Source organism: Halopseudomonas sp. L-58 (assembly GCF_056859475.1).
The window spans coordinates 25,518-40,270 of record NZ_JBSXON010000056.1; the positions used below are offsets into that span (position 1 = coordinate 25,518).

Annotated in this window: 16 protein-coding genes; 8 read left to right on the forward strand and 8 right to left on the reverse strand. The window is 61.9% G+C overall.

Features of this window, described 5'->3' with window-relative positions:
• Positions 1 to 29: 29 nt before the first annotated feature.
• The 5 genes from AC13EY_RS08105 (at position 30) to AC13EY_RS08125 (ending at position 3,567) form a co-directional block, all read left to right on the forward strand.
• Positions 30 to 1,526 carry an RNA polymerase factor sigma-54 gene (locus AC13EY_RS08105; RefSeq protein ID WP_228247576.1) on the forward strand — a complete coding sequence of 499 codons (1,497 nt, stop codon included), beginning with the start codon at positions 30 to 32 and terminating at the stop codon, positions 1,524 to 1,526.
• 124 nt (positions 1,527 to 1,650) lie between these two features.
• Positions 1,651 to 1,959, forward strand: coding sequence for a ribosome hibernation-promoting factor, HPF/YfiA family (gene hpf, locus AC13EY_RS08110; RefSeq protein WP_088273238.1), 309 nt, complete (start codon positions 1,651 to 1,653; stop codon positions 1,957 to 1,959).
• A 21-nt stretch (positions 1,960 to 1,980) separates the two neighbouring features.
• The gene (gene ptsN / locus AC13EY_RS08115; protein ID WP_088273237.1) at positions 1,981 to 2,439 is read left to right on the forward strand and encodes a PTS IIA-like nitrogen regulatory protein PtsN; all 459 of its coding nucleotides are present in this window, start codon (positions 1,981 to 1,983) and stop codon (positions 2,437 to 2,439) included.
• A gap of 1 nt (position 2,440) precedes the next feature.
• Positions 2,441 to 3,295, forward strand: a complete 855-nt coding sequence (gene rapZ, locus AC13EY_RS08120; RefSeq protein ID WP_088273236.1) for an RNase adapter RapZ — start codon at positions 2,441 to 2,443, stop codon at positions 3,293 to 3,295.
• Positions 3,295 to 3,567, forward strand: coding sequence for an HPr family phosphocarrier protein (locus tag AC13EY_RS08125; protein WP_088273235.1), 273 nt, complete (start codon positions 3,295 to 3,297; stop codon positions 3,565 to 3,567). Before rapZ ends, AC13EY_RS08125 begins: the two co-directional genes overlap by 1 nt.
• 236 nt (positions 3,568 to 3,803) lie before the next feature.
• On the opposite strand, the gene pmbA is transcribed toward AC13EY_RS08125, so the two are convergent.
• Positions 3,804 to 5,159: a metalloprotease PmbA gene (gene pmbA / locus AC13EY_RS08130; RefSeq protein ID WP_228246691.1), complete on the reverse strand. Its 1,356-nt coding sequence runs from the start codon at positions 5,157 to 5,159 to the stop codon at positions 3,804 to 3,806.
• 135 nt (positions 5,160 to 5,294) lie between these two features.
• Between pmbA and yjgA the strand changes: the two genes are divergently transcribed.
• From yjgA to egtB, 3 genes are all read left to right on the forward strand, one after another.
• Positions 5,295 to 5,825, forward strand: coding sequence for a ribosome biogenesis factor YjgA (gene yjgA / locus AC13EY_RS08135; protein ID WP_228246690.1), 531 nt, complete (start codon positions 5,295 to 5,297; stop codon positions 5,823 to 5,825).
• Positions 5,826 to 5,934: 109 nt separating this feature from the next.
• Entirely contained in the window at positions 5,935 to 6,915 is a 981-nt protein-coding gene (gene egtD / locus AC13EY_RS08140; protein WP_228246689.1) for an L-histidine N(alpha)-methyltransferase, read from the forward strand.
• The gene (gene egtB, locus AC13EY_RS08145) at positions 6,912 to 8,123 is read left to right on the forward strand and encodes an ergothioneine biosynthesis protein EgtB (RefSeq protein ID WP_228246688.1); all 1,212 of its coding nucleotides are present in this window, start codon (positions 6,912 to 6,914) and stop codon (positions 8,121 to 8,123) included. Before egtD ends, egtB begins: the two co-directional genes overlap by 4 nt.
• 70 nt (positions 8,124 to 8,193) lie before the next feature.
• On the opposite strand, the gene AC13EY_RS08150 is transcribed toward egtB, so the two are convergent.
• The 7 genes from AC13EY_RS08150 to bioF form a co-directional block, all read right to left on the reverse strand.
• Entirely contained in the window at positions 8,194 to 9,999 is a 1,806-nt protein-coding gene (locus tag AC13EY_RS08150) for a phenylacyl-CoA dehydrogenase (protein WP_228246687.1), read from the reverse strand.
• 196 nt (positions 10,000 to 10,195) lie between these two features.
• A complete protein-coding gene (locus AC13EY_RS08155; RefSeq protein WP_228246686.1) occupies positions 10,196 to 10,939 on the reverse strand; it encodes a putative metalloprotease CJM1_0395 family protein in 744 nt (247 codons plus the stop codon).
• Between the two features lie 33 nt (positions 10,940 to 10,972).
• A complete protein-coding gene (locus AC13EY_RS08160; protein ID WP_228246685.1) occupies positions 10,973 to 11,281 on the reverse strand; it encodes a pyrroloquinoline quinone biosynthesis protein PqqE in 309 nt (102 codons plus the stop codon).
• Positions 11,282 to 11,355: 74 nt separating this feature from the next.
• Positions 11,356 to 12,036 (reverse strand): dethiobiotin synthase, encoded by a 681-nt coding sequence (gene bioD / locus AC13EY_RS08165; RefSeq protein WP_228246684.1) that lies wholly within the window; start codon positions 12,034 to 12,036, stop codon positions 11,356 to 11,358.
• Positions 12,037 to 12,046: 10 nt separating this feature from the next.
• Positions 12,047 to 12,841, reverse strand: a complete 795-nt coding sequence (gene bioC, locus AC13EY_RS08170) for a malonyl-ACP O-methyltransferase BioC (RefSeq protein WP_228246683.1) — start codon at positions 12,839 to 12,841, stop codon at positions 12,047 to 12,049.
• Complete coding sequence (locus tag AC13EY_RS08175) at positions 12,838 to 13,551, reverse strand: alpha/beta fold hydrolase (protein ID WP_228246682.1); 714 nt, start codon at positions 13,549 to 13,551, stop codon at positions 12,838 to 12,840. Before AC13EY_RS08175 ends, bioC begins: the two co-directional genes overlap by 4 nt.
• Positions 13,544 to 14,710 carry an 8-amino-7-oxononanoate synthase gene (bioF, locus tag AC13EY_RS08180; RefSeq protein ID WP_228246681.1) on the reverse strand — a complete coding sequence of 389 codons (1,167 nt, stop codon included), beginning with the start codon at positions 14,708 to 14,710 and terminating at the stop codon, positions 13,544 to 13,546. The genes AC13EY_RS08175 and bioF overlap by 8 nt, the downstream gene beginning before the upstream one ends.
• Positions 14,711 to 14,753: the final 43 nt, after the last annotated feature.

Below are 14,753 nucleotides of genomic sequence, written 5' to 3' on the forward strand. Positions count from 1 at the left end.
ATCAAGCGCACAAGGTATTTCGCGACACAATGAAACCCTCGCTCGTCCTCAAGATGGGGCAGCAGCTGACGATGACACCGCAGCTGCAGCAAGCCATCAGACTGCTTCAGCTATCCAGCCTTGACCTCCAGCAGGAGGTGCAGGAGGCACTGGAAGCCAACCCGATGCTGGAAATGGCAGACGACGGCGATGACGACTACGGCAGCAGCGCCCAGGAAAGCGGCGACGATGACGCCCCCGCGGTAACCCTGCCCGAGCCGGTCTCCCTCGACTCCATCGAGCAGCACGGACAAAACGACCAGGAAGGCAACTGGAATGAACAGATTCCCAGTGAACTGCCGGTCGATACCCAATGGGAAGACGTCTACCAGACCTCTGCCAGTTCGCTGCCCAGCCAGGATGACGAGGACTGGGATTACACCTCGCGTACCGGCACCGGCGAGACCCTGCAGAGTCATCTGGAATGGCAGCTGAACCTGCTGCCGATGTCGGAAACCGATTATCAGATCGCCACAGCGCTGATCGACGGCATCAATGCCGACGGCTACCTTGAAGAGTCGCTGGATGACATTCTGGCCTCCCTGCCCGCAGAGCTCGAAGTCGAACTCGATGAAGTCGAAATGGTGCTGCATCGCATCCAGCAATTCGAGCCGGTAGGCGTTGGCGCGCGGGATCTGCGCGAATGCCTGCTGCTGCAGATTCGTCAGCTGCCCGAGAACACCCCGATGCTGGAACAGGCGACCCGCGTCGTGCGCGATCACCTGGAACTGCTCGGCAGCCGCGATTTCAGCCAGTTGATGCGCCGCAGCAAGCTCAAGGAAGACCAGCTGCGTGACGTGGTTGCGCTGATTCAGACGCTCAACCCCCGCCCGGGCTCGGAAATCGCCTCGGGCGAGCCGGAGTATGTGATACCGGATGTGATTGTGCGCCGCGACGCCAATCGCTGGCTGGTTGAACTGAACCAGGAAGCGGTACCCAAGGTTCGCGTCAACGGCCACTATGCCTCGATGGTGCGACGGGCCGACTCCAGTGACGACAACACCTACCTGCGCAACAACCTGCAGGAGGCGCGCTGGTTCATCAAGAGCCTGCAGAGTCGCAACGAGACCCTGATGAAGGTCGCCACCCAGATCGTCGAACACCAGCGTGGCTTTCTTGAGCACGGCGAAGAGGCGATGAAGCCACTGGTGCTGCATGACATCGCCGAAGCCGTCGGCATGCACGAGTCGACTATTTCGCGGGTTACGACCCAGAAATACATGCACACGCCGCGCGGCATCTTCGAGCTGAAGTACTTTTTCTCCAGCCACGTCGGCACCAGCGAAGGCGGGGAATTTTCCTCCACCGCTATCCGCGCGCTGATCAAAAAGCTGGTCGCAGCAGAAAACCCAAAGAAACCATTGAGCGACAGCAAGATCGCTGGTTTACTTGAAGAACAGGGCATTGAAGTAGCCCGACGGACCATCGCGAAATACCGCGAGTCGCTCAACATCGCGCCTTCGAGCGAACGCAAGAGACTGGTCTAGTACCTGCGAAAACAGGCTCGAATGAGCCGTTCAACGCAGCAGATCCAGTTCAGGGATCACGCAAGTGGCAATACCGGGTGACAGGTCGTCACCCAGCAACAACAAGCCAATCAGGAGATGCCGTATGCAACTGAACATTAGCGGTCACCAACTCGATATCACCGACGCACTGCGCGACTACGTCACCGAAAAAATGTCCCGCCTGGAGCGGCATTTCGACAAGATCACCAACGTCCAGGTCACCCTGGAAGTAGAGAAACTCCGGCAGAAGGCCGAAGCCACCCTGCACATTGCCGGTGGTGAAGTGGTTGCCCTGGCAGAACACTCCGATATGTACGCCGCCATTGACCTGCTGACCGACAAGCTGGATCGCCAATTGATCAAGCACAAGGAAAAGCACATCGACCGTCAGCAAGGCGCGAACGACCGATAACCGGACCTTCACTGCATCACCATGCAAATAGACCACATCCTGACCCCTGAACGTACCTTCGCCGGCGTTCAGGGCGGATCCAAAAAACGTGTGCTGGAGCTGATCGGTAAGCTGGTCGCCCAGCACACCAACCTGGATCCTGACGCCATCTACGAAAACCTGATCGCTCGTGAACGCCTGGGGTCAACCGGTTTTGGTAATGGCATTGCCATCCCTCACTGTCGTCTGGAAGACTGCCACCAGGCCATAGGCGCCCTGTTGCAGCTGGACGGCAAAATCGATTTCGACGCTCTCGATGGCCAACCTGTCGACCTGATCTTCGTGCTGCTGGTCCCGCAGGAAGCCACCGAGCAACACCTGCAGATTCTCAAAATGCTGGCTGGCAAGCTCGACAACGCCGAGCTGCGTGATGCACTGCGCGCAGCACCGGACGCGGATGCGCTTTATCGCGTCATGGTTGGCGACGGCGACGGAGGCTGACATGCGTTTGATTGTCGTCAGCGGCCGTTCCGGTTCGGGTAAAAGCACCGCGCTGCATCTGCTTGAAGACAACGGCTTCTACTGCATCGACAATCTCCCCGCAGGCCTGCTGCCCGAACTGGCCCGCCAGGCAAGACAGAATGATTTCAGCCTGCCGGAAGTCGCCATCAGCATCGACGCCCGCAACCTGCCCAACGACCTGGCACGCTTCCCCGAGCTGCTGCAGGACGTACGCAATGCAGGAGTCCAGTGTGACGTGCTGTTCCTGGCCTCGCGTAACGACGTACTGATCAAGCGCTTTTCGGAAACCCGCCGCAAACACCCGCTGACCGACGGCAACCTGTCACTTGGCGAGGCCCTGGACCGTGAAGCACTGCTGCTGCAACCGATCATCGACCTGGCCACGCTCAAGGTCGACACCAGCCACCTGAATCTCTACCAGTTGCGCGACCACCTGAAACAGCGACTGCTCGGCACCAAGGGCAGCCAGCCCTCGGTCCTGATCCAGTCATTCGGGTTCAAACGCGGCCTGCCGGTGGATGCCGACCTGGTATTCGACGTGCGTTGCCTGCCCAACCCTTACTGGCTGCCCGACCTGCGCGCCTTTTCCGGCCGTGATGCCCCGGTCAGTGATTACCTCGGCAAACAGCCGGAAGTGGAAGATATGTACCAGGACATCTGTCACTACCTGCAGAAATGGCTGCCCCGCTACGCCGCCAGCGAACGCAGTTACATGACCATCGCCATCGGCTGTACCGGCGGCCATCACCGCTCGGTCTATATCGCCGAGCGACTGGTGCGCGAACTGAGCGCCGACACACCCAACCTGCTGATACGCCACCGCGACCTGCCCTGATGCCAAGCTCCCGTGTTCTGATCATCAACAAACTCGGCCTGCACGCCCGTGCCGCCGCCAAGTTTGTGGGCATTGCCAACCAGTACGGCTGCAAGGTCACCATAGGCCATGACGAAACCGACCAGGTTGACGGCAAGAGCATCATGCAGGTCATGATGCTGGCCGCCGGCAAGGGCACAGAGGTTTGCGTCAGCTGCGAAGGCGAGCAGGCAGAAGAAGCCCTGCAGGCATTGCTGGAGCTGATCAACGACTATTTTGGGGAAGGGGAGTAAGCCCAGCTGCAAGCTGCAAGCTGCAAGCTGCAAGCTGCAAGCTGCAAGCTGCAAGCTGCAAGCTGCAAGCTGCAAGCTGCAAGCTGCAACAGGGTGAATGCGGCGTCAGGGTGGTCAAGTGTTTTCTGCAAGCTTTCCGACCGTTCGACGCTTCAATCTAAACCCACGCAAGTCAAAACCGTGCGGGTTTCACTTGCAGCTTGAAGCTTACGGCTTGCAGCTGACGGTAGGGAGCGCTACGCGCCCCCTACCGTCATCCCATCCACCAGCCAGCTGCCGGTCAGGTAGTTACCACGACGTTCAACATCGCTGCCGACGCAACGCAGGTTGGCATACATATCCTTCAGATTGCCGGCGATGGTGATCTCGCTGACCGGGTACTGAATTTCACCATTTTCGACCCAGAAGCCGCCGGCACCGCGGGAATAGTCGCCGGTGACACCATTCACGCCCTGCCCCATCAGTTCGGTCACCAGCAGGCCGGTGCCCATTTCCTTGAGCAGTGCATCGAGATCGCCCGCGTTACTGGTGACCTGCAGGTTGTGCACACCGCCCGCGTTGGCGGTACTGGGCAACCCGAGCTTGCGGCCAGAGTAGGTGCTGAGCAACCAGCTGACCAGTTGGCCGTCCTCGATGAAGGCCTGTTCACGCGTTTGCAGACCATCGCCATCAAACGCCGCACTACCCATGCCCTGCTTGAGGTAGGGGGTTTCGCGCATGGTCATCCAGGCAGGGAAAATCGGTTGTCCCAACGCATCGAGCAAAAATGTGGATTGACGATAGACAGCTCCGCCGGAAATGGCACCGAACAAATGGCCAACCAGGCCCACCGCCTGATCGGCAGCAAACAGCACCGGCACCTTGGCGGTCTTGACCGTGCGGGGGTTGATGCGCGCCAGCGTCCGCTCACCGGCTTTGCGCCCTACCGCCTGCTCGCTTGGCAATCGCCCCGGTACGCGATCGACGGCGTACCAGTAATCACGCTGCATGCCCTGTTCGGAAGAGACGATCATGACCGCCGCGCTGCTGTGGCGGCTGCTCAGGGCGCTGCCAATGAAGCCATGGCTGTTGCCATACACCCGGCAGCCTTGCTGACTGCTGATCTGCGCACTGTCGGTTGTCAGCCGCGAATCAACCGCAAGGGCCGAGCGCTCCAGCTCCAGAGCCCGATCAATCGCCTGCTCGGCAGACAGCTCCCACGGGTGAAACAGATCGAGATCCGGCAATTGGGTAGCCATCAACTCGGCATCGGCCAGACCGGAACAGGGGTCCTCGGATGCATGACGCGCAATCGCCAGTGCTGTCTCAACCGCCCGCCGGATGGCGTCGTCGGACGTATCGGAGGTACTGACCGAGCCCTTGCGCTGACCTGCGTACAGGGTAATGCCGAAGCCCTGGTCACGATTGAATTCGACCGTTTCGACTTCACCGCTGCGCACGCTCACCGACAGCCCGGTACTCTGGCTGACCGCGACCTCGCTTGCGGTTGCTCCCTGACGTCGCGCCTCGTCGACAATAAAGGCCACCCGCTGCTCCAGCGTCTGCTGCAGGCTTGCGGGATTCTCGGCTACGCTGATGGTATTCGCGCTCATGTCACCTCCGGTTCGAGCAGCCATTGTAGCGAGGTTGCGCAACCGGAAACCACCACGGATTGGCCGCGGCCAGCGGGAAACGGGTATCATTACCCCCGGCAAAAGCTGACGCGACCATCTCCAGACAGGATCACCATGACCGAGTTTCACGACGACGAATCCCTCGAGCCCGTTGATGAGGGCAAGAGCAAGACCCAGATCAAACGGGAGATGGACGCCCTGCAGGAAATGGGCAAGCGCCTGCTGGCACTTAAACCCGACCAGTTGGCCAAGCTGGAGCTGACCGACAAGTTGCGCCTGGCGCTCGCCGAGGCCAGTCGGCACACCGCACGCGGCGCGCTGAAACGCCATATGAGCTATGTTGGCAAGCTGATGCGCGATCAGGATATTGAGCAAATTCAGACCTATCTGGATCTGTTTGACAGCAGCAGCGCAGCCCACAACCAGCACTTCCACCAGATCGAACGCTGGCGCGACCGGCTGTTGACCGGCCGTGCGGACGAGCTGGAGCTGTTTATGCTGGCCTACCCCGCCGCAGATCGTCAGCACCTGCGCCAACTGGCTCGCCAGGCGGCCAAGGAAGCCGAGCAGAACAAGCCGCCGGCGGCGGCGCGCAAGCTGTTCAAGGCTATCCGTGTGCTGGCCGACGACGCCAAGGGGCTCTGATAAAGGCGCGGCACTGGATCACAGCCCGGGGCCTGACTGGCCGGTCATTTTGGCGCTGAGCGCAACCCACTGCTAGGTTTTAACTTTAACCTGCAGAGGATGACGCCACGTGAGCCTTGCTCTTGACCTGCCCAGACTCGAGTCCACCCTGCGCCTTCCGATTCAGGATGAGCGCCAACAACTTCTGCAGGGACTGCTGCAGCCAACCGCACGCATCGACTCAAAGTACTTCTACGATGAACGCGGCTGCGAGCTGTTCACCGACATCTGCCGCCTCGATGAGTATTACCCCACGCGCACCGAGGCGCTGATTTTCTCGGAAAACCGTGAGACGATCGCCGGCCACCTGCCAGACGACCCGCAATGGGTCGATCTCGGCTGCGGTGACTGCAGCAAGACGCAGCAATGGCTGAACGCCGTCGACCCGGCGCGCGTGGTCGGTGTCGACATCGCAGGAGAGTTTCTGCACAGCTCAATAGCCGACGTTGCCCGGCAGCACCCTCAGCTCGAATGCGTTGGCGTGATCAGCGACTTCACCCAGCATCTCGAACTGCATGATCTGCTGGCAGAACGCCCCGACAACCCTCCCGTATTCTTCTACCCCGGCTCATCCATCGGCAATTTCGAGCCCCGCGCCGCCATGCGCTTTCTCAGCCGCATACGCGCCCATTGCACTAGCCACGGTCGCCTGCTGATTGGCGCCGACCTGATCAAGCCCCGCGCCGTCCTGGAAGCAGCTTACGATGACGCCTGCGGCGTTACCGCCGCGTTCAACCTGAATATCCTCAATGTCGTCAACCGGGAGCTGGACGCCGATTTTCAGCCTGAACTGTTTGAACACCGCGCCCGCTTTGACGAGGACCACCACCGTATCGAAATGCGCCTGGTTGCCCGTGAGCGCCACTCAGTGCACCTGGCCCGCCATACCCAGCGCCAGTTCGACGCCGGGGAGCACATCGTCACGGAGTATTCCCACAAATACAGTGTGGATGAGTTTTGTGCTCTGCTGGCCGCCAGCGGCCTGCACTGCAGCCACTACTGGACAGACCCGCAAGACTGGTTCGGTGTCTTTCTGGCAGAGCCGGCATGAACCGCTCGGCCAGACACGCAGCACCCGGCACCCTGGAACTCGACTACGCCCGGGTCCGCGCGCACTCACTGGAGCTGATCCGCGGCTTGAGCCCCGAAGACTGTCAGCTGCAGTCCATGACCGACGCCAGCCCGCTGAAATGGCATCTGGCCCATACCACCTGGTTCTTTGAGACCTTTGTTCTCGCCGCCTTGCCCGAGCCGCCCCCACTCGTTGATCCGGCCTACAAGGTCCTGTTCAACTCCTACTACGTGGGCATCGGCGAACGTCATTTGCGTGCCGAACGCGGTCTGTTGTCGCGCCCCACACTGGACGAGGTGCTCAGCTATCGCCGGCACGTTGACGAGCAGATGTGCCAGCTGCTGAGCGACGCCGGTCAGCGCACCCACCTTGCCCCGCTGCTGACCCTGGGGCTGCACCACGAACAGCAGCATCAGGAATTGATGCTCACCGACCTCAAACACCACTTTTCCTGTAACCCGCTTATGCCCGCCTGGCGGACAAGCGCACCTGAACAACGCTCCGCTATTGCCACTGAGCCTTACCCCTATCGGGCGTTTACCGGCGGTCTGTGCGAGATCGGCGCGTCCGACGCCAGCTTCAGCTATGACAACGAAGGCCCCTGCCACCGCGTCTGGCTGGAACCCTTCCTGCTGGGGGAGCGCAACGTCAGCAACGCCGACTTCATGGCCTTTATTGCCGACGGAGGCTACCAGCGTCCGGAGCTCTGGCTGTCCGATGGCTGGGACTGGGTCAACCAGCGACAGGCACGGGCGCCCTTGTACTGGCTGCAGACCTCGGGTGAACCCTGGCACGCCTTTACCCTGGCTGGCCGGCAAGAGCTCAACCCCGAAGCACCGGCCTGCCATATCAACCTGTATGAAGCCGATGCCTACGCACGCTGGGCGGGCGCACGGCTGCCGACAGAGGCTGAATGGGAGCACGCGGCGCGTACCGCACCAGATCTTGCGGGCTTGTTTGGCCAGGTCTGGCAATGGACCAACAGTGCCTACCTGCCCTACCCCGGTTACCAGCCGGCGGCAGGTGCCGTTGGTGAGTACAACGGCAAATTCATGATCAACCAGATGGTCCTGCGCGGCAGTTCCTGTGCCACCCCGGCGGGCCACAGCAGACCCTCCTACCGCAACTTCTTCCCGCCCGCGGCGCAGTGGCAATTCAGCGGACTGCGCCTGGCGCGCAATCCCTGATCATCGGACATTAAAAAAGGCCGCCCCGTTACCGGGGCGGCCTTGATACTGACAACAACGTCAGGCTAGATCAGTAGCCCAGTGCGAAGTTGTCGGCATCCATTTCCATCAGGTTATCCGCACCGGACAGGATCGCCTCAACGTGAGTGCGAACGCGCGGCAGGATGCGCTGATAGTAGAAACGGGCGGTCTGCAGCTTGGCCTTGTAGAAGCCCTCTTCTGCGGTACCGGCGGCCAGTTTCTCGGCAGCAACACGTGCCATGTCGGCCCAGAAGTAGGCCAGGCAGGCGTAGCCGCTGTACATCAGATAGTCCACGGACGCGGCACCGACCATTTCGCGGTCTTTCATCGCGGCCATGCCGATCTTCATGGTCAGCTCGCCCCACTCCTTGTTCAGCGCAGCCAGCGGCGCGACAAACTCGGCGATGGCTTCGTTGCCCTCGTTGTTCTGGCAGAACTTGTGGACGATCTTGGTGAAGCCTTTCAGCGCCTCGCCCTGGGTCATCAGAACCTTGCGACCCAGCAGGTCGAGGGCCTGAATACCGGTGGTACCTTCGTACAGCATGGAGATACGGGCGTCGCGCACGTTCTGCTCCATGCCCCACTCGGCGATAAAGCCGTGGCCACCGTAGATCTGCACACCGTGGTTGGCCGCTTCAAAACCGACCTCGGTCATGAACGCCTTGGCAATCGGCGTCAGGAACGCCAGCATGGCATCGGCCTGCTTCTTCTGCTCGGCATCCTGGCTGTTCTTCAGGATATCGACCTGCTTGGCAGTGAAGTAAACCATCGCGCGGTTACCTTCGGTAAACGCCTTCATGGTCAGCAGCATGCGACGCACGTCCGGGTGAACGATAATCGGATCAGCCGGCTTCTCCGGCGCCTTGTTGCCGGTCAGCGAACGCATCTGCAGACGCTCACGGGCGTACTGGATGCCGCCCTGGAAGGCGATTTCGCTGTGTGCCAGACCCTGCAGTGCAGTACCCAGACGCGCGGTGTTCATAAAGGTGAACATGGCGTTGAGGCCCTTGTTCGGCTCGCCGATCAGGTAACCGGTAGCACCGTCGAAGTTCATCACGCAGGTAGCGTTGCCGTGGATGCCCATCTTGTGCTCAAGCGAGCCACAGCTGACGGTGTTGCGCTCACCCTTCTCGCCATCGGCGTTCACCAGGAACTTCGGCACGATGAACAGGGAGATACCCTTGGTGCCGGCCGGTGCGTCAGGCAGGCGGGCCAGCACGATGTGGATGATGTTCTCCGACATGTCATGCTCGCCGGAAGAGATAAAGATCTTGGTGCCGGATACCTTGTAGGTGCCGTCAGCCTGCGGCTCGGCCTTGGTACGCAGCATACCCAGGTCGGTACCGCAATGCGGCTCGGTCAGGCACATGGTGCCGGTCCACTCGCCGGAAACCAGCTTGGGCAGATAGGTGTGCTTCTGCTCGTCGGTACCGTGAGTTTCCAGGGTGTTCATGCAGCCGTGCGACAGGCCGGGGTACATGCCCCAGGACCAGTTGGCCTGGCCAACCATTTCGCTGATGGTCAAACCCAGCGACTCGGGCAGACCCTGACCGCCATGCTCAGCGCTGTGCGCCAGACTCGGCCAGCCACCCTCAACGTACTGCTGGTAGGCTTCCTTGAAGCCAGTGGGCGTGGTCACACCCTCGGGGCTCCAGGTACAGCCTTCGATGTCACCAACACGGTTCAGCGGCGCAATAACCTGCTCACAGAATTTGGCGCCCTCTTCCAGAATGGCGTTGACCATATCCGGCGTAGCATCTTCGCAGCCGGGCAGGCTCTGATAGTGCTCTTCATAACCCAGGAGTTCATCGCGGACGAAACGAATGTCACGCAGGGGAGCCTTGTAATCGGGCATGGTACTGGACCTCAAGTATTGATCAGTATGCACGGGCAGCCGAGGCTGCAGTTTTGAGCTGCCTGGCAGCTCGAATTCAAACAGACGTTTGAAACATACGTTTACGCCAAACCAATGTCAACCCCCGCATGAATGCACCGGTATCAGTCTGCGTGAGTATGAACAGAAAAAGGGTGGCCTGACTGACAGGGCCGAATCAGGCGAGGGCGCGCAGACCTGCATTGGCCGGATCGGCAGCAACACCCCGATAGACAGACAGCCCCGCGCCTGCGCGGTCGTCTTCCACCGTTGAGTCACCGCTGGCCTGCGTACTCGCCGAGTCGGCCGACTCCGCTGCTCCGGCACTGCTACCGGCCACCGGATCGGATGCTGCTATCTCGGCACGAGCCTGCGCTATCAGCTGTGCAGCCTGGGCCGCCACGGCACGATCCTGAGATGAAGGCTCGGCCGGCGCCAGCGCGGCTCTGCGCACCTGTTCCATCTTGTCGATGGTGGCCTGCGGGTCGCCCGGTACCGGAGCGGTATCAATGGACACCTCCCCACCGACCGCATACAGGCGGCCGTCCGGGCCCCGTTCATAGCTCAGCGACATGGAGCCGGCGTACTGACCGCCAACCGCCATGTGCGCCTGCTCATGGGCGCGCACCTCGCGATCACGGGCGGCCAGCTCTCTGATTTCGTTCTGTTCGGCTTGCAGCAACTGCGCTTCGGCCTTGGCGAGCTGGGACCGCTTGCTGCGCTCGGCCTCGGCCAGTTCGGTATCGCCGGATGCGTCAGGGGAAGCGGTGCCCACTGCCGCCTCGCTGGTTGGCTCTACCGGCGCAAAACGGGTGTTGGGGTCGTCAGCAGGGACCTTGTCGCTGACCGCGATGGAACGTGCGGTCAGCGTGGTGAACGCGGAGGGAATATAGGTGCTTTGACTGCTGCCGACAGGGGTCATGGGGGCGCACCACGCTGTTGAGCCTGGTCAGGCTCAGGCAGTGACATCCAGCAAGGTGCCGAGCACTTCGTCGGCGGTGTCGATCACCGACGCCCCGACCTCAGCCTGCTGGCGGCCCTGCTGCAGTTCCACCAGACTGTCGACGAGATTGACCGGACGCGCGGTTTCTACCGGCGTAGATGCCGCAGCCTGGCCCGTAGCCGGCTGCGCGGGCTGCGCAGTCGCAGCCACCGGATCAACCGGAAGGGCCGCACGGGCAATATCGGACGCCGCACCGCTGATGCGGTTCTGGCCCTGACGCACACTGGTCAGGCCAGCGGAAATCAAGTCAAGGGTAGCCATGGCATGGTCTCTGGGTAAATTGACACCTACATTCAAGCATAGACGCCCCCCCGCGCCCAGCACCGCTGGTCGTATCAGACCAGCGGAGACACATCCAGATACACAGACACGGCGGTCGCGTCGGCCGAATCCAGGCGCGGCACGACGCCCAGGCATGGTGCCTTGATCAACTGCTTGAGCGTCGCCAGGTTTTCCTCGGGACGGCTCATCTGCGGATCAACATGGTTGGCAACCCAGCCAGCCAGCTCCAGCCCATCTGCAGCAATGGCACGACAGCTCAGCAGCGCATGGTTGATGCAGCCCAGGCGCATACCTACCACCAGCACCACCGGCAGTTTGTGCGCAATGGCGACATCCGACAGCAGTTCGCTCTCATTGAGAGGAACACACCAGCCGCCGGCCCCTTCCACCAGGGTCAGCGCGGCACCTCGCTCGAATACCGCGTCACAAGCCTGTGCCAACCCTTTCGCGGTCAGTGTCACCTGCTCCTCCTGCGCGGCAATATGCGGTGCGATAGCCGCTTCCAACGTCACAGGATTGATCAATTCGTAGGCCAGCGGCGGGTTGCACTGGGCCTGCAGCGCGAGCGCGTCTTCGTTACGCAGCCCGTCAGGCGTGCGCTCGCAGCCTGCAGCCACCGGCTTGACTCCGGCGGTGGTCAGGCCTCGCTGACGCGCTGCACACAGCAGACCGGCGGCGACCGTGGTCTTGCCAATTTCAGTATCAGTACCGGTAACGAAGTAACGTTTGCTCATGGGGGTTCCCTCAGGCCTGCTGGCCTTTATGCAGAATGATCTGGGCGACCTGATAGGTCGCGGGCAAACCCGCCGGCTGGCGGAAGGTTTCATAGGCGGCGGTCAGTGCCCGCAATCTGGCTCTGCCGGTCAGACCTCCGGGACGGCCGGCATTCAGATTGTGGGCGCCGAGCGCCTTGAGTTCATGGGTAAGCCCGCTGAGCTGCGGGTAGTGCAGGACATGGGTTTCGACCTCGCAGCGCCAACTGGCAAAGCCCGCATCAGCCAGTGTCTGCTGCAACTGCGCCAGCGGCATGAAGCGATTGACGTGCACGTAGCCATCGACTGCTTGCCAGGCGTCGCGCAGCTCCTGCAGCGTGCCTTCAACTAACGTGTTGAAAGCGATAAGACCACCCGGCTCCAGCACCCGCAGGGCCTCCTTCAGCGCCTGCGAGAGATCCGGGCACCATTGCAACGCCAGGCTGGAAAACAGCAACTGCCGGGAGTCTGCACGTAACGGCAACGCCTCCGCATCGGCAACGATCCAGCTCGAGGATACCGGCCCCTGGGCGCGGGCATAGCGGAGCATGCCCTCGGCGATGTCCAGCCCCAGCACCGGCTGCCCGAAGCGGGCGCTCAGTGCACGGGTAAAGTATCCGGTTCCGCAGCCCAGATCGGCCAGACGCTCGACCTCCAGGCTCTCGGGCAAGCGCGCCAGCAGATTGCTGCCGACGCTGCGCTGCAGCTCGGCGACCTGATCGTAGGTTGTCGCCGCCCGGCTGAACGAGGCGGCAACGGCCTGCTTGTCGATCACCTCGGTGGTCATTGCGCTTCCAGCCACTCGGCGATTTCACCCGCCAGCCAGAGTGGCGCTTCCAGCGGCAGGGCATGACTGCCCTGCGGCAGCATCCTCACCCGGGCATTGCCATTGAGCGCCAGCAGGTCCGATTCCACGGCCGCAGGCACCAGCGCGTCGTTACCACCGAGGCAGTGCAGTACCGGTTGCGCACAACGCTGCAGAGGAATGCGGTTATCGATCACGCCGAGCAGCGCCAGCTGGTTGAGACGTTGCAGCGGATCGGCATCGCTCCACTGCAACTGCTTACTCAGTTCCCGGGCGTTCTCACCACCTTGCGTTACCAACAGGGAAAAGCGCTTGAGAATACGCTCGGGTTGCTCGCGGGCATCAGCCAGGAAAGCCTTGAAGGTATCGACCGGCATCGCATGAGGCCAGCCGTCGCGCGCCGCAAAGCAGGCATTACTGGCGATGGTGATGACGCCACAGAAGCGCTCCGGGAAGCGGCGCTGCAGCTGCACTGCCAGCATGCCGCCCAGCGACCAGCCGGCCAGCCAGCCAGCAGGCAAGGCCTCGGCCAGCGCCGTCAGGTCCGGCTCGAGGGTCGACATCTGCAGCCGCGGCGGCAACTCCGCCAGCTGCACAGCCAGGTCGGGCAGCCGCTCGTGCAACGCCTGCTGCAACGGCAGCAGGTTGCTGGCGGCCAGCGCCCAGCCGGGCAGTAAGGTAAGGTTATTCATCGTTGAGTTCCTTGTGCGCCTGCCCGAGCGCATCGAGCAAGCGGTCAACCTGTTGTTCGGTATGCGCGGCGCTGAGGGTAACACGCAGTCTGGCGGTACCCTGCGGTACGGTCGGCGGGCGAATGGCAGTCACAAGCAGGCCGCGCGCGCGCAGTGCAGCCGACAGCGCCAGCGCCCGCTCGCTGGTGCCCACCACTATCGGCTGAATCGGCGTCGGGCTATCCATCAGCTCAAGCCCGAGCGAGGTGACTCCAGCCCGAAAACGGCTGATAAGCGCCGCCAGTTGGTCACGGCGCCAGTGCTCTTCGCGCACCAGTTGCAGGCTGGTCAATGTGGCATGGGCAACGGCGGGTGGCTGGCTGGTGGTATAGATGTAGGGACGGGCAAACTGGATCAGGGTTTCGACCAGTTCTTCGCTGCCGGCAACAAAGGCGCCGGCAGTGCCAAACGCCTTGCCGAGGGTGCCGACCAGCACCGGAACCTGGTCGATCGACAAGCCGAAATGTTCAACAATGCCGCCACCCTGAGCGCCGAGACAGCCAAAGCCGTGAGCATCATCCACCATCATCCAGGCATCGACGTCCGCTGCGGCAGCACACAGCGCGGGCAAGTCGGCCAGGTCACCGTCCATGCTGAACACGCCATCGGTCACCACCAGCGTATTGCCCTGAGCCTTGCTCAACCGGCCACGCAGGCTGTCTGCATCGTTATGCAGATAACGCGAGAAACGCGCACCACTAAGCAGCCCGGCATCCAGCAAAGAGGCGTGATTGAGCCGATCTTCCAGCACCGTATCGCCCTGCCCCACCAGCGCCGTAACCGTACCCATATTGGCCATATAGCCGCTGGACAACAGCAAGGCCCGTGGCCGGCCGGTAAACTCGGCCAACGCCTCTTCCAGCGCATGATGGGCGCCCGAGTGACCGGTCACCAGGTGCGACGCACCACCACCTGTGCCCCACTGCCGCACACCCTCGACGAACGCCTCGTTGATGCGCGGATCATTGGCAAGACCGAGGTAGTCATTGCTGCAGAAACTGAGCAACCGCTCACCGTCGACCTGCACCTCCACGCCCTGCGGCGTCTGCAGCAGCGGGCGTTGACGGTACAGATGCGCAGCGCGGCGCTCGGTGAGGCGTGCAGAAAGATCGAAAGACATAAAAAAGCTCCAAGCGGCAAGCAGCAAGCTTCAAGCCACATCA

Excerpts from the sequence above, each read along its gene's own strand:
- AC13EY_RS08105 (WP_228247576.1), top strand. The coding sequence starts at position 30 with ATGAAACCCTCGCTCGTCCTCAAGATGGGGCAGCAGCTGACGATGACA.
- hpf (WP_088273238.1), top strand. The coding sequence starts at position 1,651 with ATGCAACTGAACATTAGCGGTCACCAACTCGATATCACCGACGCACTG.
- ptsN (WP_088273237.1), top strand. The coding sequence starts at position 1,981 with ATGCAAATAGACCACATCCTGACCCCTGAACGTACCTTCGCCGGCGTT.
- rapZ (WP_088273236.1), top strand. The coding sequence starts at position 2,441 with ATGCGTTTGATTGTCGTCAGCGGCCGTTCCGGTTCGGGTAAAAGCACC.
- AC13EY_RS08125 (WP_088273235.1), top strand. The coding sequence starts at position 3,295 with ATGCCAAGCTCCCGTGTTCTGATCATCAACAAACTCGGCCTGCACGCC.
- pmbA (WP_228246691.1), bottom strand. The coding sequence starts at position 5,159 with ATGAGCGCGAATACCATCAGCGTAGCCGAGAATCCCGCAAGCCTGCAG.
- yjgA (WP_228246690.1), top strand. The coding sequence starts at position 5,295 with ATGACCGAGTTTCACGACGACGAATCCCTCGAGCCCGTTGATGAGGGC.
- egtB (WP_228246688.1), top strand. The coding sequence starts at position 6,912 with ATGAACCGCTCGGCCAGACACGCAGCACCCGGCACCCTGGAACTCGAC.
- AC13EY_RS08150 (WP_228246687.1), bottom strand. The coding sequence starts at position 9,999 with ATGCCCGATTACAAGGCTCCCCTGCGTGACATTCGTTTCGTCCGCGAT.
- AC13EY_RS08155 (WP_228246686.1), bottom strand. The coding sequence starts at position 10,939 with ATGACCCCTGTCGGCAGCAGTCAAAGCACCTATATTCCCTCCGCGTTC.
- AC13EY_RS08160 (WP_228246685.1), bottom strand. The coding sequence starts at position 11,281 with ATGGCTACCCTTGACTTGATTTCCGCTGGCCTGACCAGTGTGCGTCAG.
- bioD (WP_228246684.1), bottom strand. The coding sequence starts at position 12,036 with ATGAGCAAACGTTACTTCGTTACCGGTACTGATACTGAAATTGGCAAG.
- bioC (WP_228246683.1), bottom strand. The coding sequence starts at position 12,841 with ATGACCACCGAGGTGATCGACAAGCAGGCCGTTGCCGCCTCGTTCAGC.
- AC13EY_RS08175 (WP_228246682.1), bottom strand. The coding sequence starts at position 13,551 with ATGAATAACCTTACCTTACTGCCCGGCTGGGCGCTGGCCGCCAGCAAC.
- bioF (WP_228246681.1), bottom strand. The coding sequence starts at position 14,710 with ATGTCTTTCGATCTTTCTGCACGCCTCACCGAGCGCCGCGCTGCGCAT.